This window comes from Micromonospora eburnea (genome assembly GCF_900090225.1).
GTDB lineage: Bacteria > Actinomycetota > Actinomycetes > Mycobacteriales > Micromonosporaceae > Micromonospora > Micromonospora eburnea.
The window spans coordinates 1,593,995-1,612,946 of record NZ_FMHY01000002.1 but is presented as its reverse complement, the minus strand read 5'-3'; the positions used below and the strand labels follow the sequence as shown (position 1 = coordinate 1,612,946).

20 protein-coding genes are annotated in these 18,952 nt (G+C 73.4%); 7 read left to right on the top strand and 13 right to left on the bottom strand.

Going from position 1 to position 18,952, the window contains the following annotated elements; all coding sequences use genetic code 11:
• Positions 1-55: 55 nt before the first annotated feature.
• From GA0070604_RS07655 to GA0070604_RS07645, 3 genes are all read right to left on the bottom strand, one after another.
• Positions 56-1,303, bottom strand: a complete 1,248-nt coding sequence (locus GA0070604_RS07655; RefSeq protein ID WP_279615671.1) for an anhydro-N-acetylmuramic acid kinase — start codon at positions 1,301-1,303, stop codon at positions 56-58.
• A gap of 12 nt (positions 1,304-1,315) precedes the next feature.
• On the bottom strand, positions 1,316-2,545 hold the full coding sequence (locus GA0070604_RS07650; protein WP_091126959.1) for a class I SAM-dependent RNA methyltransferase: 1,230 nt from the start codon (positions 2,543-2,545) through the stop codon (positions 1,316-1,318).
• Between the two features lie 71 nt (positions 2,546-2,616).
• Positions 2,617-4,686 carry an APC family permease gene (locus GA0070604_RS07645; RefSeq protein WP_091126958.1) on the bottom strand — a complete coding sequence of 690 codons (2,070 nt, stop codon included), beginning with the start codon at positions 4,684-4,686 and terminating at the stop codon, positions 2,617-2,619.
• A gap of 146 nt (positions 4,687-4,832) precedes the next feature.
• On the opposite strand from GA0070604_RS07645, the gene GA0070604_RS07640 reads away from it, so the two are divergent.
• Both GA0070604_RS07640 and GA0070604_RS07635 read left to right on the top strand, forming a co-directional pair.
• The gene (locus GA0070604_RS07640; RefSeq protein ID WP_091116466.1) at positions 4,833-5,498 is read left to right on the top strand and encodes a potassium channel family protein; all 666 of its coding nucleotides are present in this window, start codon (positions 4,833-4,835) and stop codon (positions 5,496-5,498) included.
• Positions 5,499-5,501: 3 nt separating this feature from the next.
• Positions 5,502-6,191, top strand: a complete 690-nt coding sequence (locus GA0070604_RS07635; protein ID WP_091116463.1) for a potassium channel family protein — start codon at positions 5,502-5,504, stop codon at positions 6,189-6,191.
• 37 nt (positions 6,192-6,228) lie between these two features.
• Here GA0070604_RS07635 and GA0070604_RS07630 read toward each other — a convergent pair whose 3' ends face one another.
• The 4 genes from GA0070604_RS07630 to dut all read right to left on the bottom strand — a co-directional run bounded on the left by GA0070604_RS07630 (position 6,229) and on the right by dut (position 8,693).
• Positions 6,229-6,912: a DUF3159 domain-containing protein gene (locus GA0070604_RS07630; RefSeq protein WP_091116458.1), complete on the bottom strand. Its 684-nt coding sequence runs from the start codon at positions 6,910-6,912 to the stop codon at positions 6,229-6,231.
• Positions 6,909-7,289, bottom strand: coding sequence for an OB-fold nucleic acid binding domain-containing protein (locus tag GA0070604_RS07625; RefSeq protein ID WP_091116455.1), 381 nt, complete (start codon positions 7,287-7,289; stop codon positions 6,909-6,911). Before GA0070604_RS07625 ends, GA0070604_RS07630 begins: the two co-directional genes overlap by 4 nt.
• A 203-nt stretch (positions 7,290-7,492) precedes the next feature.
• Positions 7,493-8,170, bottom strand: coding sequence for a DUF3710 domain-containing protein (locus GA0070604_RS07620; protein ID WP_091116452.1), 678 nt, complete (start codon positions 8,168-8,170; stop codon positions 7,493-7,495).
• A gap of 25 nt (positions 8,171-8,195) precedes the next feature.
• Positions 8,196-8,693 (bottom strand): dUTP diphosphatase, encoded by a 498-nt coding sequence (dut, locus tag GA0070604_RS07615; protein WP_091116449.1) that lies wholly within the window; start codon positions 8,691-8,693, stop codon positions 8,196-8,198.
• An 86-nt stretch (positions 8,694-8,779) separates the two neighbouring features.
• Here dut and GA0070604_RS07610 point away from each other — a divergent pair, with 86 nt between their 5' ends.
• Positions 8,780-9,280 (top strand): DUF3093 domain-containing protein, encoded by a 501-nt coding sequence (locus GA0070604_RS07610; RefSeq protein ID WP_091116446.1) that lies wholly within the window; start codon positions 8,780-8,782, stop codon positions 9,278-9,280.
• A gap of 6 nt (positions 9,281-9,286) precedes the next feature.
• Here GA0070604_RS07610 and GA0070604_RS07605 read toward each other — a convergent pair whose 3' ends face one another.
• Both GA0070604_RS07605 and GA0070604_RS07600 read right to left on the bottom strand, forming a co-directional pair.
• Complete coding sequence (locus GA0070604_RS07605; protein WP_091116443.1) at positions 9,287-10,117, bottom strand: hypothetical protein; 831 nt, start codon at positions 10,115-10,117, stop codon at positions 9,287-9,289.
• A gap of 201 nt (positions 10,118-10,318) precedes the next feature.
• Complete coding sequence (locus GA0070604_RS07600; protein WP_073835372.1) at positions 10,319-10,615, bottom strand: DUF4193 domain-containing protein; 297 nt, start codon at positions 10,613-10,615, stop codon at positions 10,319-10,321.
• Positions 10,616-11,050: 435 nt separating this feature from the next.
• On the opposite strand from GA0070604_RS07600, the gene GA0070604_RS07595 reads away from it, so the two are divergent.
• Positions 11,051-11,566 (top strand): LytR C-terminal domain-containing protein, encoded by a 516-nt coding sequence (locus tag GA0070604_RS07595; RefSeq protein ID WP_208602236.1) that lies wholly within the window; start codon positions 11,051-11,053, stop codon positions 11,564-11,566.
• Positions 11,567-11,635: 69 nt separating this feature from the next.
• Here the strand turns inward: GA0070604_RS07595 and GA0070604_RS07590 are convergent, their stop codons facing one another.
• On the bottom strand, positions 11,636-12,457 hold the full coding sequence (locus GA0070604_RS07590; RefSeq protein WP_091116436.1) for an inositol monophosphatase family protein: 822 nt from the start codon (positions 12,455-12,457) through the stop codon (positions 11,636-11,638).
• Positions 12,458-12,740: 283 nt separating this feature from the next.
• Between GA0070604_RS07590 and GA0070604_RS07585 the strand changes: the two genes are divergently transcribed.
• Both GA0070604_RS07585 and GA0070604_RS07580 read left to right on the top strand, forming a co-directional pair.
• A complete protein-coding gene (locus GA0070604_RS07585; RefSeq protein ID WP_091126957.1) occupies positions 12,741-14,351 on the top strand; it encodes an RNA polymerase sigma factor in 1,611 nt (536 codons plus the stop codon).
• Positions 14,352-14,598: 247 nt separating this feature from the next.
• Entirely contained in the window at positions 14,599-14,832 is a 234-nt protein-coding gene (locus tag GA0070604_RS07580; RefSeq protein WP_091126956.1) for a DUF7455 domain-containing protein, read from the top strand.
• Between the two features lie 254 nt (positions 14,833-15,086).
• Here the strand turns inward: GA0070604_RS07580 and GA0070604_RS07575 are convergent, their stop codons facing one another.
• From GA0070604_RS07575 to GA0070604_RS07565, 3 genes are all read right to left on the bottom strand, one after another.
• On the bottom strand, positions 15,087-16,820 hold the full coding sequence (locus GA0070604_RS07575) for a DEAD/DEAH box helicase (protein WP_091116433.1): 1,734 nt from the start codon (positions 16,818-16,820) through the stop codon (positions 15,087-15,089).
• Positions 16,821-17,010: 190 nt separating this feature from the next.
• Positions 17,011-17,661 carry a trimeric intracellular cation channel family protein gene (locus GA0070604_RS07570; protein WP_091116429.1) on the bottom strand — a complete coding sequence of 217 codons (651 nt, stop codon included), beginning with the start codon at positions 17,659-17,661 and terminating at the stop codon, positions 17,011-17,013.
• A gap of 40 nt (positions 17,662-17,701) precedes the next feature.
• Positions 17,702-17,920: a DUF3039 domain-containing protein gene (locus GA0070604_RS07565; RefSeq protein ID WP_091116426.1), complete on the bottom strand. Its 219-nt coding sequence runs from the start codon at positions 17,918-17,920 to the stop codon at positions 17,702-17,704.
• Between the two features lie 88 nt (positions 17,921-18,008).
• Here GA0070604_RS07565 and GA0070604_RS07560 point away from each other — a divergent pair, with 88 nt between their 5' ends.
• A complete protein-coding gene (locus tag GA0070604_RS07560) occupies positions 18,009-18,944 on the top strand; it encodes a pseudouridine-5'-phosphate glycosidase (protein WP_091116422.1) in 936 nt (311 codons plus the stop codon).
• Positions 18,945-18,952 lie beyond the last annotated feature (8 nt).

The window sequence follows — 18,952 nt, the reverse complement described above, 5'->3', positions numbered from 1 at the left end:
GGCCGCCCACCGGCCCGCAGCCCGACCATGGATCTCGGCCGGGGTGAGCGCCGGGTCACGCGGTGACGACCAGCCGGCGCGGCGGGGCCGGTGGCACGGCCGCGTACGCCGGGCCGGACGGGGTCCAGGAGCCCAGCACGGCGGCCCGGGACGCCCCGGTCACCGACGGGATCGCCCCGGGCAGCCCGTGCCAGGAGAGCCAGCCGAGCAGGGCGAACGCGTACGCCTCCTTGGCCTGCGCCGGCACCCCCAGCTCGTCGGTGGTCCGCAGCCGCCACCGCCCCTGCCCGAGCGCGGCCAGCCGGGCGCGCAGGGTCCGGTTGCGCACGCCCCCGCCCGCCGCGACCACCTCGGTCACCCCGAACCGGTCGCACTCGGCGGCGACCGTCCGGGCGGTCAGCTCGGTCAGCGTGGCGAGCACGTCGTCGGCGGCCACCGGCTCACCCAGCGCGGCCAGCTTCCCGTCCAGGTAGCCGCCGTGGAACAGCTCCTTGCCCGTGGACTTGGGCGGCGGCGCGGCGTAGTACGGCTCGGCGAGCAGCAGCTCCAGCAGGCGCGGGTGCACCCGGCCGGCCGCCGCACGGGCCCCGTCGAGGTCACAGGGCCGGTCGAGGAAACGCCGGGCCGCCGCGTCGAGCAGCGCGTTGGCCGGGCCCACGTCGTACCCGAGGACGGGGGCGCCGGGGGCGACCACGGTGAGGTTGGCGATCCCGCCGAGGTTGAGCGCCGCCCGCGGCGCGCGGCCGTCCAGGTCGAGCGCCGCGGGCGGCGCGGGGTCGGCCGGGTCGAGCAGCAGCGCGTCGAAGGCCGGCACCAGCGGCGCGCCCTGACCGCCGGCCACCACGTCCGCCGACCGCAGGTCGTGCAGCACCGGTACGCCCACCCGGGCGGCCACCCGGGCCGGCGCGCCGAGTTGCAGGGTGCCCCGGGCCCGCCCCGCCTCGACCCAGTGGAAGACGGTCTGCCCCGGCGAGACCACCGCGTCGACCCGGCCCCCGGCCAGCTCGACCCCGATCGCCGCCGCCTCGGCGAAGACCTCCCCGAGCCGGTTGTCGAGCCAGCAGACCGCCTCGATCGTGGTGGCCCCGGGCGGCAGCAGCGCGGAGATCTCGGCGCGCAGGTCGTCGGGGTAGTCCAGGCCACGGTGCCCCAACGGGCGCAGCAGCAGCGTCTCCCCGTCCCGGGTGAACTCGGCCACCGCCACGTCCACCCCGTCGTACGACGTCCCCGACATCAACCCGACGATTCGCAAGGAAGGGCCCCTGTTAACGCTTGAGGTAGAGGAAGGGTCCCCTGTTAACACCCGCCACCGGGTTCAGGCGGCGGGCAGCAGGAGGCCGACCAACTCGACGTGCTGGGTCATCGGGAACAGGTCGAAGCCACGCAGCGCGGCCAGCCGCCAACCCAGCCCGGTGAAGGCGCGTACGTCCCGGGCGAAGGCGGCCGGGTCGCAGGCCACGTACGCCACCGCGCGCGGGCCGGCGGCGGCGATGTGCCGCACCACCGGCGCGCCGGCCCCGGAGCGGGGCGGGTCGAGGACCACCAGGTCGACCGGGCCGGTGACCCGGCGGCGGGCCAGCGCGGTCTCCACCCGGGCGGCGACCACCTCCACGGGGTGCAGGTCGGCCAGGTTCTCCCGGGCCGCGGCCACCCCCTGCCCGGCGGACTCGACCAGGGTGACCCGGGCGTCGCCGACCCGGCCGGCGAGGGCCGCGGCGAAGAGCCCGGCGCCGCCGTACAGGTCCCAGGCGGTCTCGCCGGGGCGCGGGTCGAGCAGGTCGAGGACCGCGCCGACCAGGGTGTCCGCCGCGGCCGGGTGGACCTGCCAGAAGCCGGACGCGGGGAGCCGCCACTCCCGGCCGGCGGCCACCTCGCGGACCGGGTCCGGACCGCTGACCGGGGTGGGCGACCCCGCGGCGAACGCCGTGACGGTCACGTCTCCGCCGGTCGAGGCGACCGTCTCCACCGCGTCGGCGTCCGGCCAGCGGGCCCCGCCGGCCGCCAGCACCGGCAGCTCCTGGATGGCCGGGTGGGCGATCCGGCAGCGGTCGACCGGCACCACCTCGTGCGAGCGGTGCTTGAGCAGCCCGGCCCGGCCGGCCCCGTCGACCGCGTAGCGGACCCGGGAGCGCCAGCCGAGCGGCCCGCCGGGCAGTGCCGCCACCCGGACGTCGAGCGCGTCGACCTGCCCGTCGGTGAGGCCGCCGAGCCGGGTGAGCTGCTCGCGCACCACGGCGGTCTTCCAGTCGAGCTGGGCCTCGGGCGCGACGTGCTGGAGGTCGCAGCCGCCGCAGCGGCCCGGCTTCGCGTACGGGCAGGGTGGCTCGACCCGGTCCGGCGAGGCGACGAGAATCTCCACGGCGTCGGCTCGGGCGAAGCCCCGGTGCAGCTCGGTCACCTCGGCCACCACCCGCTCGCCGGGCAGCGCGTGCCGGACGAAGACCACCTGGCCGTCCACCCGGGCCACACAGTGCCCGCCCGGCGCGACCGCGTCCACGGTCAGCTCGACCCGCTCGGCCTCCTCCAGCCCACGCCGGCCACCGATCCCGGCCACCTCGGTGGACGCGCCGCTCCCGGCGGCCCTGGCGGTCACGGCGCGCTCGGCAGCTCCGCCGGTCACTCGCGCTCCTCCGTGCTCGGGCCGCTCTCCGGCGCCGGGGCGGAGACCACCGGCGGAACGGCGGGCGGCAGCGTGCTGCGCGGGGCCACCCGGGGCCCCCGCTTCGGGCCGCGGCTGAGGGTGGCGTCCAGCCGGTCCAGGTTCTTGCTGGCCGTGGAGGCGAGCTGCCAGGGCACGCTGGTCACCATCACGCCCGGCTCGAAGAGCAACCGCCCCTTCAGCCGCAGCGCGCTCTGATTGTGCAACAGGTTCTCCCACCAGCGGCCCACCACGTACTCGGGGATGAAGACGGTGACCACGTCGCGGGGCGACTCGCGGCGGACCGAGGCGACGTAGTTCAGGATCGGCCGGGTGATCTCCCGGTACGGGGAGTCGACCACGGTCAACGGCACGGGCAGCTCGCGCCGCTCCCAGTCGGCCTGTAGATCCCGGGTGTCCTTCTCGTCGACGTTCACCGTCACCGCGGTCAGCGTGTCCGGCCGGGTGGCCCGGGCGTACGCGATGGCCCGCAGCGTCGGCTGGTGCAGCTTGCTGACCAGCACGATGGCGTGGTTGCGGGCGGGCAGGATGCCGCGGGCCTCGGTCGGCTCCAGTTCGGCGGCGACCCCGTCGTAGTGCCGGCGGATGGCCAGCATCAGCAGATAGATCACCGCCATCGCGGCGATCGCGATCCAGGCGCCGAGCAGGAACTTGGTGACCAGCACGATGATCAGGACGGTGCCGGTCAGCACCATGCCGAAGCCGTTGATCGCCCGGGCGCGCACCATCCGGCGGCGCGCCTCCGGGTCCCGCTCGCGGCGCAGGTGCCGGTTCCAGTGCCGGATCATGCCGGCCTGGGAGAGCGTGAACGAGACGAACACGCCGACGATGTAGAGCTGGATGAGCCGGGTCACCTCGGCCTGGAAACCGATGATCAGCACAGCCGCGAAGACGGCGAGGAACACGATGCCGTTGGAGAACGCCAGCCGGTCGCCCCGGGTGTGCAGCTGGCGGGGCAGGTAGCGGTCCTGGGCCAGGATCGAGCCGAGCACCGGGAAACCGTTGAAGGCGGTGTTGGCGGCCAGGAACAGGATCAGCGCGGTCATCCCGGCGACCACGTAGAGCAGCACCGACCCGCGGCCGAACACGGCCTCGCCGAGCTGGGTGGTGACGGTCTTCTGCACGTACCCGTCCGGCCCGGAGATGATCTGGCTGGCGGACTCGACGAACTGGAGGCGGGTCAGCCGGGCCAGCCAGATGATGCCGAACAGCATGCTCACCGCGATCAGGCCGAGCAGCAGCAGCGTGGTGGCCGCGTTGCGACTCTTCGGCGCCTTGAACGCCGGCACCCCGTTGGAGATCGCCTCCACCCCGGTGAGCGCGGCGCTGCCCGAGGAGAAGGTCCGCAGCAGCAGGAAGACCAGCGCGAAACCGGTGACGCTGTGCTCGGCCTGGATCTCCAGGCCGGCGCTGGGCGCGCGCAGGTCGTGACCGAGGATGAAGATGCGGACCAGGCCGGTGAGCAGCATGCCGCCGACCACGATCACGAAGCCGTAGGTCGGGATGGCGAACGCCGTGCCGGACTCACGCAGGCCGCGCAGGTTCATCGCGGTGAGCAGGGTCACCGCGATGACCGCGATGAGCACCTTGTGGGTGGCCACGAAGGGAAGCACGGAGCCGAGGTTGGCCACCCCGGAGGAGATCGAGACCGCGACGGTGAGCACGTAGTCGACCAGCAGCGCGCTGGCCACCGCCAGGCCGGCGCGCGGCCCCAGGTTGACCGTCGCCACCTCGTAGTCGCCGCCGCCCGAGGGGTAGGCGTGCACGTTCTGCCGGTAGCTCGCCACCACGGTGAGCATCACCACCACGACCGCGAGCGCGATCCACGGCGAGAAGACGTACGCCGACGCGCCCGCGATGGAGAGCGTCAGCAGGATCTCGTCCGGCGCGTACGCGACGCTGGACAACGCGTCCGAGGCGAAGACCGGCAGGGCGATCCGTTTCGGCAGCAGGGTGTGCTGGAGCCGGTCGGACCGGAACGGTCGACCGACGAGGAGTCGCTTCAGCAGCGAGGTGGGTCTGGCCACAACCGCCAAGAGTACGACCACCCGGCGGCCGTGGTGGGGGTGGCTGATCACCCACGCGGTACGGTCGATCCCCCGCCTGTCGAGGGGACGTGGCAGGCTCGCAGTCGACGGGCCCACCGGGGCGCACCGTGGGAGGAGCAGACGCCGTGCATGTCGTGATCATGGGATGCGGCCGGGTCGGGTCGACCCTCGCCCACAGCCTGGAGTCCCGCGGCCACTCGGTCGCGGTGATCGACCAGGACGCCGACGCGTTCCGCCGCCTCGGACCGGACTTCGCCGGCATCACCGTGACCGGCGCGGGCTTCGACGGCGAGGTGCTGCGCCAGGCCGGCATCGAGCGCGCGGACGCCTTCGCGGCGGTCTCCAGCGGCGACAACTCCAACATCATCTCGGCCCGGCTGGCGCGGGAGACCTTCGGCGTCTCCCGGGTGGCCGCCCGCATCTACGACCAGCGCCGCGCCCAGGTCTACGAGCGGCTCGGCATCCCCACCGTGGCCACGGTCCGGTGGACGGCCGACCGGATGCTGCGGCACCTGGTGCCCGAGGGCAACGTCGAGATCTTCCGGGACCCGACCAGCACCGTGTCGATCATCGAGGTGCCGGTGCACAAGGATTGGATCGGCCGGCCGCTGCGACAGCTCGAGGAGTCCACCGGGGCCCGGGTGGCGTACCTGACCCGGTTCGGGATCGGCACCCTGCCCACCGCCTCCAGTGTGGTGCAGGAGGGTGACCAGGTCTTCATGCTGGTGACCGACGACATCATCGGTCCGGCCACGTCGGTGGCGGCGGCGCCGCCGGAAGGAGGGCACTGAGCCATGCGCATCGCCATCGCCGGCGCGGGCAACGTGGGCCGGTCCATCGCCCAGGAGCTGATCGACAACGGGCACCAGGTGATGCTGATCGAGCGGCAACCCAAGATGCTCCGCCCGGACCGGGTGCCGGCGGCCGAGTGGGTGCTCGCCGACGCGTGCGAGCTGGCCAGCCTGGAGGAGGCCAACATCGCCGGCTGCGACGTGGTGGTGGCCGCCACCGGCGACGACAAGGTCAACCTGGTGGTGTCACTGCTGGCCAAGACCGAGTTCGCGGTGCCCCGGGTGGTCGCCCGGGTCAACCGGGCGGAGAACGAGTGGCTGTTCACCGAGCAGTGGGGCGTTGACGTCGCGGTGAGCAAGCCGCGGGTGATGGCCGCCCTGGTCGAGGAGGCCGTCACGGTCGGCGACCTGGTCCGGCTGATGACCTTCCGGCAGGGCGAGGCGAACCTGGTCGAGATCACCCTGCCGCCCAGCGCGCCGTACGTGGGCCAGCCGATCCACGCGGTGCCGCTTCCCCGGGACGCGGCGCTGGTGGCGATCCTGCGCGGCAAGCGGGTGCTGGTGCCCAGCCCGGACGACCCGATCGAGGCCGGCGATGAGTTGATCTTCGTGTGCACGGCGGCCGTGGAGGACGACGTCCGGGCGGTGATCCTCGGTCCGGCCAGCGTGGAGCGCGGCAACGACCAGGGCTGAGCGCCCATCCGCCCGAACCGGTGCGCCCGGGGGCTGTTCAGGCCCCCGGCAACGGGGTCGGCGCGGTCTCCCGGGTCACCCGGCGCACCGTCCAGATGGTGATCAACAGCAGCAGCGCGTACGGCGGGTAACCCAGGGCGAGCCGGGCCACGCCCAGCGCGGTGTCCTGGTGGGCCAGGTAGAGCCCGGCCTGCACGCCCACCTTGGCCAGCCAGACCACGCCCCAGAGCACGGTGAGCTGGGTGAAGGTGCGTACCAGCCGCGGATCGTCCCGCCACTCCGACTTGCCCTTGGCCACCAGCACCGACCAGATCCAGCCCACCAGCGGCTGCCGCACCGCGGCCGACAGCAGCAGGGCCAGGCCGTAGCCGATGCCGTAGAGGATGCCGGGGAGATAGAAGTCCCGCTCGTTGCCGGTACGCCAGGCGATGGCGGCGCCGATGGCGATGCCGAACAGGCCGTTGACCGCGTGCCGGACCGGCCGACGCTGGGCCAGTCGCAGCCCGGCGATCAGCAGCGCCACGGCCACCGAGGCGATCACCGCGGGGCGCAGCTCGCCCACCACGTTGGCGATCACGAAGACCACCACGGGGATGCTCGACTCGACCAGGCCCCGCCAGCCGCCGAGCTGGTCGGCCATCTGCTCGGCGAGGCTGGGCAGCCGCTCCTCGTCCTCCGGGCCGAGCTCCGGCTCGGCGGTCGGGTGCTGTCCGGTGGTCACTTCGGCGACTCCAGCTCGTAGTACGGGTTGTAGATCACCTTGCGGTCGTCCCGGACGGCCACCCGGCCACGGGCGGTGAGGTGCCGGCCCGGCTCGATGCCGGCGATGTGCCGCCGGCCCAGCCAGACCAGGGTGACCACGTCGCTGCCGTCGTAGAGGTCCGCCTCCAGGGTGGGCAGGTTGGTCCGGGGCGTGTAGACCACCGTGCGCAGCCGCCCGGTGACCGAGACCACCTGGCCCCGTGCGCACTGGTGGGCCGGCGTGCCACCCGACTCGGCGCTCTCCCGGCGCAGCTCCTGCGCCTCGATCTCGGCCTCGCTCGCGGTGAGCCGATGCAGGAGACGCCGCAGCGACAGCCGGCTCTCGTCGGTCGTCATGACCTCCGCGTCACCCTCTCCACGCTGGCCGGCCCGCGCCGGCGCCGCCCGGCCCCGGGATGCCGGAACCGTCCCGCCAGCGTACGCCGAACCGCCCCGCTCGCGGACCCGGCGTAAGTGCGGAGTGCCTCACCCGCGTACCGCGACACGGGCCCGGCCCCGTCGAGATGCCGACGGGGCCGGGCCCGGTGTGGGTACGGGGCTCAGGCCTCGCGCTGGCCGGGTGCCGGCGGCTGCCCGGCGGCCTGCTGCTCGGCGGCCTGCTGCTCGGCCACCTCGCGGGGCAGCCGCAGCGGCAGCGGCTCACGGACCGGCTTGGCCTCCTGCCCCCGGTCGACCACCAGGCCGCTGAGGCACAGCGCCAGCGGGCCGGCCGCGGCGGGGTCGGTGGCCGCGCCACCCTGGTAGACCCCGCGCACCATCCAGCGCGGGCCGTCGACGCCGACGAAACGCAGGTCGGTCAGGCCGTCCGGGGTGCGGACCCGGGCGCGCAGCTCGGTGCCGTACTCCCCCTCGACCTCCTGGGCGGCGGCGCCGTCGTTGAACAGCGACTGCCGGATCTCCTCGCGCACCTCGTCCCAGATGCCCTCGGAGCGGGGTGCCGCGAAGACGCCGAGCTGCAACGCGCTCTCGCCGTGCACCAGCACGACCTGCTGGATCACGCCCTGCGGGTCGGCCTGCACCCGCACCTCGACCTCGGGCACCGCCGGGATCTGGAGGCTGCCCAGGTCGAGCCGGGGCTCGTCGGGCGCCTCGGAGACGTCGTACGGGCCACGCGCCGGTGGGGTCGGATCCCCGGTCTCCTCGGTGTCGAGGACCTCGGTGGTCCGCTCGTCACGCGCGTGCCGCGCCTCGTCGGCCCGCTTTCGGGAGAAGATCACTGCGCCCACCCTCCGCTGTTCGCACTCACCCTGCCACCTCTTCCGTGTGCCCGTCCGCCGGTGCCGGGACCAGCCCGGCGTGTCCGCCGGTCGACCCGTGGCCGCCGGTCCCGCGCCGGGACGCGGGCAGCTCGGCCACCGGCCGGAACTCGGCCCGCGCGACCCGCTGGACGACGAGCTGCGCGATCCGGTCGCCCCGGCTGATCTTCGCCGGCGTCTCCCGATCATGATTGATCAGGTTGACCAGGATCTCACCTCGGTAGCCGGCGTCGACCGTACCGGGCGCGTTGAGCACCGTCACGCCGAGCCTGGCCGCCAGCCCCGATCGGGGATGCACCAGACCGACGTACCCCTCCGGCAGCGCGATGGCCACTCCGGTCGGCACCAGGGCCCGGCCGCCCGGCGGCAGCTCCACGTCCGCGGCGGCCACCAGGTCCGCGCCGGCGTCGCCGGGATGGGCGTACGCCGGCAGCGGCAGCTCCGGGTCGAGCTGCCGTACGGGCACGGGTACGACGTCTGTCACGCTCTTCCTCTTCCGTCCGGTCCTTGTGGGGGTGACCCTGCCATCCTGCCGGTTGCCCGGCCCGTCGTGCGCCGTACCCTCGGACTGTGCGCCAGTCGTCGTCCTCGTCCGCCCCGGCGTCGCCGGTGGCCGTCCCGCCGGAGTACGCGGAGCGGCTCCGGCTGCCCTGGTGGGCCTGGCCGGCCGGGCTCGCCGCCGCCGGGCTGCTCGCCGCCGAACTCTGGATGGGCGCCTCCGGGCTGCGGTCCTGGCTGCCGTTCGTGCTGCTGATCCCGGCGGCGGTGGTCGTGCTGGCCTGGCTGGGCCGGATCCGGGTCGCGGTCCACGACGGGGAGCTGCGGGTGGACGACGCCCGCCTCCCGGTGCGCCACGTGGCTGACGCGGTCCCGCTGGACACCGCCGGCCGGCGCGAGGTGCTCGGCGTCGGCTCCGATCCGCTCGCCTTCGTGGTGCAGCGCCCGTGGATCGGCGGCGCGGTGCAGGTGGTGCTCGACGACCCGGCTGATCCGACCCCGTTCTGGGTGGTGAGCACGCGCCGCCCGGGGGAGCTCGCCGCGGCGATCCTCGCCGCCCGCGACGCCGGCTGAGCCGGGTCAGGGCCAGGCGGGTGGCAGCGCCCGGGCCTGGCGGCGCAGGTCCTTGCGGAGCTGGTCGGCGAGGGTCCGGGTGGCCCGGCGGTTGAGGTAGCCGGCGACGGCGGCTCCGGTCAGGAACGGCCCGAGGGTGGTCAGGTTCCGGCCGAACCGGCGTAGCAGGCGGTCGCGCAGCTCCCGCCGGGCGGCGGTGCCGAGCACGGCGCTCACCCCGACCCCCGGCATCATCGGTTTGACCCCCCGCTGGCCGGCCCAGGACTGCACCAGGGTCACGGCGCGCTCGCTGCCACGGGTGGGCATCGGCACCCGGTGGACCTCGTACAGCTCCCCGACCAGTTTCAGCTCGATCGCGACCACGGCGATCGTCTCGGCGGCCAGCAGCACGGGCGCGGAGAGCAGCGTCGGGGCGACCGTCCACTCGACCGCGGCGACGCCACCGCCGGCCGCGCCGACGCCGGCGGTGGCCCGGGCGGCGTTGCGGATCAGGCGCTCGGCCAACTCGTCGTCGTTCAGACCGGGGAAGTGCCGCCGGAGCGTGGCCAGGTCGCGGACCGGCACGTGCGGGGCGACCTCGGCGATGGTCTCCGTCATCCAGCGGAGCGCGGCCTTCGGCTTGAACAGGTCGGTGAGGCCACGGGACCGGGCCTGGCCGGCCACCCGGGCGAGCAACTGCCGACGCCGGCCCGGAGCGATGTCGTCGGCGGTCAGCGCCGCGACGGTCTCGCCGAGCTGGTCCGCCTCACCGTCCGGGCCGGCCGGAGCCGCCCGCTCGACGTCGCCGCCGTCGGTCGGCCCCTCGGCGCCCGGTCCACCGGGCCCGCGCCCGCTCACGCCGCCGCCTCGCTCCGCTCCCGAGCGCGAGACGCCACGCTACTGAGCCGGATGCTTCGCTCGCTCACGTGCCCGCCCTCCCGTACTCACCCGGCGCGGCAGCCGCCAGTACGAGTCAAGCAGCTCATCGCCAGGTGTGCACGGTGACTCGATCAGCGGCGGCCCCGTCACGGAGGCCGCCGCTGGTGACACGGATCTCGATCAGGCGCACTCGCGGCAGATCAGCTCGCCGTTACGCTCGACCGCCAGCTGGCTGCGGTGGTGAACCAGGAAGCAGCGAGCGCACCGGAACTCGTCCTGCTGCATCGGTAGCACCTTGACCGTGAGCTCCTCGTCGGCCAGGTCGGCACCAGGCAGCTCAAAACTCTCGGCGACCTCGGCCTCGTCGACATCCACGGCACCCGACTGTGAGTCGACCCGCCGGGCCTTGAGCTCTTCCAGGCTGTCCTCGCCGAGGTCGACCTCGTCGCGACGCGGGGCGTCGTAGTCGGTGGCCATCGGTTTCACTCTCCCATATCGATATGGTCGCTTCCGGTTGTAACGCCGGAGGACGTGCTTCGGTTCCACTGGCCGGCCACCATTTGTGTCGGTCACCCGACCCCACGACCGGTGGGCCGAGTCCCGCCCGGACAGGAACTTCCCGCGAGCACGGAACCTTACCCCCCTTTGGGCGAGGCAATGTATACCGTCCTCGTGGCAGAGATGTACGCCCCCGCCCCCGAAGTTGTTCCCAATGTGACTCAGGCGACACGAAGATAGGGGTAGTAGTACCCGTTCCTCCGGTGGCGCGCCGGCATGTCGGACTGTTTCCACGCGACGGCCGGACAACCGTTAACCTCAGCGGCGTACTCGACGGCCGGCGGGGCGGCCCGACCGCCAGCGGCCGCCGCCACCCAACCACTGTGCGGGAGCGCCCAGATGAGTTTTGCGCGAGTGCGGGCACTCGTTGTCGTCGGTCTGCTGGCGGTCCTCGCCCTGGTCTTCGTGGTCGTCGCGATCGTCCGCGACACCCAGAGCAACGCGGGCACGGGGAAGGGCTGCCCCAAGGGCTGGCCCCTGGCCGACGTCGCGCTGCACGAGCCGAAGGAAGTCAAGATCAACGTCTACAACGCCACCGACGAGCCCGGTCGGGCCGGCAGCGTGGCCGACGACTTCCGCAACCGCAAGTTCCAGGTCGCGAAGGTGGGCAACGCGACGAGCGGTTTCGACGGCGTCGCGGTGCTGCGCTTCGGCCCCAAGGGCGTCGGCGGCGCGCACCTGCTGCGCGCGTACTTCCTCGACAATGCCGAGCGGCAGTTCGACATCAACCGCAAGGACGACGCGGTCGACGTGGTCCTGGGCAACAGTTTCCAGCAGTTGGCCACCACCACCGAGGTCAACCAGTCCCTCGGCGACCTCGGCTCCCCGGTGGCTCCGGCCGGCACCTGCCCGGCACCCAGCGACAAGTAGCCCGCCCCGGGCCGGCCAGGTGTCGCCCCGCGAGTCGGGGCACCTCCCGGCCGGCCCGGCACCGCCGGGTCAGGGCCCGCCGGAGGCGTCCAGGGCGGCCAGCCGGGTGTGCAGCGGTTCGAAGAGCGCCGGCGGCACGGCGATCACCAGGTCCGGGCCGGCCGGCCGACCCGCCAGGCCGGTCACCAACAGCCCGGCCTCGCGCGCCACCAGCCCACCGGCGGCCAGATCCCAGGCGGCCAGCCCCTTCTCGTAGTAGGCGTCCAGCCGCCCCTCCGCGGCGAGGCAGAGGTCCAGCGCGGCGGCACCCATCCGACGGATGTCCCGGACGTGCGGGATCAGCTCGGCGACCACCCGGGCCTGGTGCGCCCGGCGGCCGGCGGCGTAGCCGAACCCGGTGGCCACCAGCGCCTGCCCCAGGTCGGTCTCGGTGGAGCAGCGCAGCCGCTCCCCGTCCCGCCAGGCACCGCCGCCCGCGGTGGCGGTCCACTCCTCCCCGGTGACGATGTTGCGCACCACCCCGGCCACCACCTCGCCGGCCACCTCGGCGGCGAGGGAGACCGCGCAGTACGGCAGCCCGTAGAGGTAGTTGACCGTGCCGTCGATCGGGTCGACGATCCAGCGCACCCCGCCGTCGGCGGCCGGGCCGGTCTCCCCCGGGCCGTACTCCTCGCCGAGCACCGCGTCGTCCGGCCGGAGCTTCCGCAGGGCGTCCAGCACCTGCCGTTCGACGGCCCGGTCCGCGGCGGTGACCACGTCGGTGGCGGTGCTCTTGGTCGCGGCGACGGACACCCCCTCGGCCCGCATGCGGTACGCGGTGGCGGCGGCGTCGCGGGCCACCGTGACGGCGATCTCCAGCAGTTCCGGCGGAGTGGGCGCCGAGCGGATCATGTTCGTCCCCTTCCCGCACGACCGGTACCGGCCGGCCGAGCGCGAGTATCATCCTTACAAAGTCCACATCTGCGTCGAATCGGTGGTCCACACCGCCGTTACGCCGTGCGGCGGGGGATGTTCGCCGCAGACGGCGTTACAATTCACCCTGCCCACGCGCCACGGACCGCCCGCGACCGGCCGGCCCGGGACACGAGGGTTCCTCAACGACTCGCCCGGCACGGCGTTCCGTGCTGCGCCGGACGACCCGGCCGTGCTCGCTCTTCGCCTCCGGAAGGTCTTCGTGACAGATCCCCGCCAGACCGGCGCCGACGTTCGCTCGCTCACCGACACCCTGATCGCCCACGCGCAGAGCGCTGGCGGCCAGCTCACGTCGGCCCAGCTCGCGCGCACCGTCGAGTCCGCTGAGGTGACCCCGGCCCAGGCCAAGAAGATCCTGCGTGCGCTCTCCGAGGCGGGGGTGACGGTGGTCGTGGACGGCTCCGCCAGTACCCGCCGCCGGGTGGCCGCCGCCCGGTCCGCCACGCCGGCCTCCCGGGCCACCACCGCCAAGACCACCAAGAAGGCCGCCGCGCCCGCCCCGAAGCAGGCGCCGGCCGCCGAGGAGGCCACCGCCCCCGCCCCGCGGAAGGCGACCGCGCGTAAGGCCGCCGGCACCACCGCCGAGGTGGCCGCGAAGGCCGCCGCTCCGGCGAAGGCCACCAAGGCGACCCGGGCCACCAAGGCGACGGTGGCCGCGAAGGCCGCCGGGGCGAAGCCGGCCAAGGCCGCTTCCAAGGGCGAGGGCCCCGAGGGTGAGATCGACCCGGAGGAGCTGGCCGCCGAGATCGAGGACGTGGTGGTCGACGAGCCGGCCGAGCTGGCCCAGGCCGCCGAGGCCGACGCGGCCAACTCGGCCAACGACAACGACTTCGAGTGGGACGACGAGGAGTCCGAGGCGCTCAAGCAGGCGCGCCGTGACGCCGAGCTGACCGCCTCCGCCGACTCCGTCCGGGCCTACCTGAAGCAGATCGGCAAGGTGCCGCTGCTCAACGCGGAGCAGGAGGTCGAGCTCGCCAAGCGGATCGAGGCCGGCCTCTACGCCGCCGAGCGGCTGCGCGCCGCCGAGGAGGGCGAGGAGAAGCTCACCCGCGACATGCAGCGCGACCTGCTCTGGATCTCCCGGGACGGCGAGCGGGCCAAGAACCACCTCCTCGAGGCGAACCTGCGACTGGTCGTCTCGCTGGCCAAGCGCTACACCGGTCGGGGCATGGCCTTCCTCGACCTGATCCAGGAGGGCAACCTCGGCCTGATCCGCGCGGTCGAGAAGTTCGATTACACCAAGGGCTACAAGTTCTCCACCTACGCCACCTGGTGGATCCGCCAGGCCATCACCCGCGCCATGGCCGACCAGGCCCGCACCATCCGCATCCCGGTGCACATGGTCGAGGTGATCAACAAGCTCGGCCGGATCCAGCGCGAGCTGCTCCAGGACCTGGGCCGCGAGCCCACCCCGGAGGAGCTGGCCAAGGAGATGGACATCACACCGGAGAAGGTGCTGGAGATCCAGCAGTACGCCCGGGAGCCCATCTCGCTCGACCAGACCATCGGTGACGAGGGTGACAGCCAGCTCGGTGACTTCATCGAGGACTCGGAGGCCGTGGTCGCGGTCGACGCGGTCTCGTTCTCGCTGCTGCAGGATCAGCTCCAGCAGGTCCTGCAGACGCTCTCCGAGCGCGAGGCGGGCGTGGTACGCCTCCGCTTCGGCCTCACCGACGGCCAGCCCCGCACCCTGGACGAGATCGGCCAGGTGTACGGCGTGACCCGGGAGCGCATCCGACAGATCGAATCCAAGACCATGTCCAAGTTGCGGCATCCCTCGCGTTCCCAGGTGCTCCGCGACTACCTGGACTGACCGCGCACGTCAACCAGTCGTGTCGGTTCGATCACCAACCGTAGAACACTCATATGGTGCTCGGTCGGTTGCCAGTTTGTGATCGTTGACGTGGCACCCTTGGTGCACGGCACACTGTCTCGACGCCAGGTGTGACCTCGGTCCCCCGCGGGCACACAGGGAAGGCAGGGCCCGAGCAGGGTGTTGCACGATAGGTGAGCAACGACCGAAGAGAGTGTTCATCGGTGACGACCAGAGGAGGAAGGCGATGACCGCGACCCTCACGCCGCCGCCCGAGACGGTGAGCCCCCCGGCCGCCGATGAACGGTGCGACCGCTGCAATGCTGCCGGCAAGCTCCGGATCACTCTGGCGGGTGGGAGCGAGCTGGTGTTCTGTGGACACCACGCGAACAAGTACGCGGAGGATCTCGTGAAGATCACCGTGCGGTACGCGACGGACCCGGAGTTCAGCTGGCGTGGCGCCGATCTGATGGCGAACTGAGTCCGTAACCCGACATAGAGCCGGCCGGAGGCAACCGAGAGGTGCCTCCGGCCGGCCTTTTCGCACCACCACCGCCCACTCCCCGACACACCGCCCGCTTGACCCTTGATCCACTCCACGCACCGCAAAGGGCGGTCTCCGGCACCCACCGACACCGCCACGTGCCGCACATGGAGTCGATCAGGGCGCCGCCATGGAGTAGTGATCAGGGGCACCTCGGACTGCGGCGGCCGGGCCACGGGGGGCGGGTGGGGCTAGAGGGTTTGGACGGTGGCGATGCGTTCCTCGAGCTGCTCGATGGTGGCCTGGGCGCTCGGCGGACCGCCGCAGATCCGGCGCAGCTCGGCGTGGATCTTGCCGTGCGGCTGCCCGGTCCGGTGGTGCTGGGCGGCCACCAGAGCGTTCAGTTGCCGCCGGAGCGCCACCCGGCGCTGTGCGGCACTCATCGGTGGGGAGACCGTCGCCGGGGCCGCAGCGGCCGGCTCAGCGGCCCGCTGGGCGGCCCTACGCTTCTGCGCGGCGAGCTGCTCGGCCTGCCGCTTGGTGAGCAGCAACGAGACCTGGTCGGCGGTGAGCAGCCCCGGGAGGCCGAGGTATTCCTCCTCCTCCGGCGTACCGGCCTGGGCGGCGGTGCCGAAGGACGCCCCGTCGAAGATCACCTGGTCCAGTTCGGCGGTCGCGGAGAGCGCGGCGAACCGCTTCTCCAGCTCGCCGCTGGCCTGGTCGTCCCGCTGGGCGCGCTCCAGCAGGTCGTCGTCGAAGCCGTCGGACTCCTTCGGCTTGCCGAGCACGTGATCCCGCTCGGCCTCCATCTCGCTGGCCAGCCCGAGCAGGTGCGGCACGCTGGGCAGAAAGACCGAGGCGGTCTCCCCGGGCCGCCGGGCCCGGACGAACCGGCCGATCGCCTGGGCGAAGTAGAGCGGGGTGCTGGCGCTGGTCGCGTAGACGCCGACCGCCAGTCGGGGGATGTCGACCCCCTCGGAGACCATCCGGACCGCCACCAGCCAACGCTGCTCGGACGCCGCGAACGTCGCGATCCGCGCGGAGGCGCCCTGGTCGTCGGAGAGCACCACCGCCGCCTTCTCGCCGGTCAGCTGCTCGATCAGCTTGGCGTACGAGCGGGCGGTCTGCTGGTCGGTGGCGATCACCAGGCCACCGGCGTCGGGCATGCCCGCGTCGCGCAGCACGGTCAGCCGGGCGTCGGCGGCCCGCAGCACCTGCGGCATCCAGTCGCCGGCCGGGTCCAGGGCGGTACGCCAGGCCTGCGCGATCAGGTCCTGGGTCATCGGCTCACCCAGCCGCGCCGCCAACTCCTCCCCCGCGTTGGTGCGCCACCGGGTCTCCCCGGAGTACGCCAGGAAGAGCACCGGGCGGACCACGCCGTCGCGCAGCGCGTCGGAGTAGCCGTAGACGGAGTCGGCGCGGGACCGCAGCAGCCCGTCCCCGCCCCGCTCGTAGCTGACGAACGGGATCGGGTTGTCGTCGGAGCGGAACGGCGTACCGGTGAGCATCAGCCGGCGTACCGCGGGCTCGAAGGCCGCCTTGACCCCGTCGCCCCAGGTACGCGAGTCACCCGCGTGGTGGATCTCGTCGAGGATGACCAGCGTGCGCCGGGTCATGGTGCGCCGCCGGTGCACCTGCGGCGCCATGCCGACCTGGGCGTACGTGATCACGGCGCCGTGGAAGTCGGCGGAGGAGTGCAGGTCCGCGTTGCGGAAGGCGGCGTCGAGCTGGATGCCGACCCGGGCGGCGGACTGCGCCCACTGGGTCTTCAGGTGCTCGGTCGGGGCGACCACGGTGACCGCCTCGACGGTGCCGTCGTTCAGCAACTCCGCGGCGATCCGCAGGGCGAAGGTGGTCTTGCCCGCGCCCGGGGTGGCGACCGCGGTGAAGTCCTCGGCACGGCGACGCAGGTAGTCCACCATCGCCTTGCGCTGCCAGGCACGCAGGGGCGGGAACGTGTCGAGCGCCGGCAACCGCGGTGCCACCCGTAGCTCCTCTCCGACCGCACGACGGCGGGTCCGGGCCGAGGGCCACGGGTATCGCCGCCCATGAAAAGGCCCTCGCGCATCCGTGCCGCGAAGGCCGACTCAGCATAACCAGCGGGGCCGCTTCTCCCCACTCGACGCCACGCTGGTCACATCCGCCGGCCCACGCCGTCCACGCCCGCCGTCGGGCTCAGCCCCCTGGGCCGCGGGCGCCGGTGCGGGGCGGACGCAGGGTGGCGACCGGGGCGGACCAGCGCCGCCGCAGCGAGATCACCCGCAGTACGAAGACGAAGGCGGCGGCGAGGATCAGCCCGGCCGCGTGCGCCTGTCCGTACGCCGACAGCAGGGCCACCATGATCGACCCGGCGAGCGCGGCGAGGGCGTAGATCTCCCGGCGCAGCACCACCGGAATCTCCCCGGTGAGCAGGTCCCGGCCCAGGCCGCCGCCGATCGCGGTGAGCATGCCGATCATGCAGGCGCCGACCGCCGGGACGTGGGCGTCGAGGGCCTTGAGCGTGCCGGTGACGGTGAACAGGCCGAGACCGGCCGCGTCGAGCAGCAGCACGGTGGTGCGCAGCCGGGCGAGCTGTGGGTGCAGCCAGAACACGGCGGCAGCGGTCGCCGCCGCGGTGACCGCGTACCGCCAGTCGGCGAAGGCCAGCGGCGGGACCTCGTCGATGACCAGGTCACGGAAAATCCCGCCGCCGAGCGCCGCGACGACGCCGACGAAGACCACCCCGAAGAGGTCGAGCCGCTTGGCCACCGCCGCGGAGGCGCCGGAGGCGGCGAAGACCGCGACACCGGTGAGGTCGGCGACGAGCAGGACGGTGGAGGTGGTCACCGGCGAAGGGTACGTGGGCGGGCGGCGGGGCCGCCCACGGTCACTCCTCCCAGGAGTCGTAGATCTCCTTGCACTTCGGGCAGACCGGCGACCCCGGCTTGGCGGCCTTGGTGACCGGGAAGGTCTCCCCGCACAACGCGACGACGAACGTGCCCATGACCGCGCTCTCGGCGATCTTGTCCTTGCGCACGTAGTGGAACATCTCGGGACCGGTGTCGGCGTCCTTCAGCTCGGGACGCTCGAGAACCTGTGTGCTCACGTCTACACCTCCAACTTTCCAGTTTTGCAGGTCCCGCGGGGCCGGTCCACCGCAGGCCGGCCCGAGCGCGGCCCGTACCGTAACGGAAGTGACCAACTTTCACATCAGTTTCGGCCCCGAGGTGGCCGACGCCCGGCGCGACGGGCGTCCTGTCGTCGCCCTGGAGAGCACCATCGTCTCGCACGGCCTCCCCCGGCCGGACAATCTGCTGGTCGCCCGGCGGATCGAGCAGACGGTCCGGGACGCGGGGGCGGTTCCCGCCACCATCGGCATGGTCGCCGGCGAGCTGATCGTGGGCCTGGACGACGCGCAGCTGACCCGGCTCGCCACGGTCGACGGCGTGAGCAAGCTCTCCGTACGCGACCTCGCCGTGGCGGCGGCGACCGGCGCGGACGGCGCCACCACGGTGGCCGCCACCAGCGCGGTGGCCGCGGCGGCCGGGATCGGCGTCTTCGCCACCGGCGGCCTCGGCGGGGTGCACCGGGAGGCGGCGCAGACCTTCGACGAGTCGGTCGACCTGATCACCCTGGCCCGGACGCCGATCGCGGTGGTCTGCGCCGGGGTGAAGTCCATCCTCGACGTGGGTGCCACCCTGGAACGGCTGGAGACCCTGGGGGTGAGCGTGGTCGGCTACCGCACCCGCCGCTTCCCCGGCTTCTACCTGACCGACGCCGGATTCGACCTGGACTGGTCGGTCGAGTCACCGGAGCAGGTCGCCGACGTGCTCCTGGCCCGGGAGCGGCAGGGCGCGCACCACGGTGGGCTGATCGTGGCGAACCCGCTCCCGACCGACGAGCAGCTCGACCCGGCGCTGCACGACCGCACCCTCGCCGACGGTCTGGCCCTGCTGGCCCGTGACGGGGTGACCGGGAAGGCGGTCACCCCGTTCCTGCTGGCCCACTTCCACTCGGCCACCGAGGGTGCCAGCCTGGCGGTCAACATCCGGATCATCCTGCGCAACGCCGACCTGGCGGCACGCATCGCGGTCGCCGCCGCGGCCCGGCGCTCCGACGCAGCGGCATGAGCGAGCGC

Coding starts and splice junctions, on each gene's coding strand:
- GA0070604_RS07635 (WP_091116463.1), top strand. CDS start 5,502: ATGCGCATCGCCATCGCCGGCGCGGGCAACGTGGGCCGGTCCATCGCC.
- GA0070604_RS07580 (WP_091126956.1), top strand. CDS start 14,599: ATGACCGCGACCCTCACGCCGCCGCCCGAGACGGTGAGCCCCCCGGCC.
- GA0070604_RS07625 (WP_091116455.1), bottom strand. CDS start 7,289: ATGACGACCGACGAGAGCCGGCTGTCGCTGCGGCGTCTCCTGCATCGG.
- GA0070604_RS07600 (WP_073835372.1), bottom strand. CDS start 10,615: ATGGCCACCGACTACGACGCCCCGCGTCGCGACGAGGTCGACCTCGGC.
- GA0070604_RS07590 (WP_091116436.1), bottom strand. CDS start 12,457: ATGATCCGCTCGGCGCCCACTCCGCCGGAACTGCTGGAGATCGCCGTC.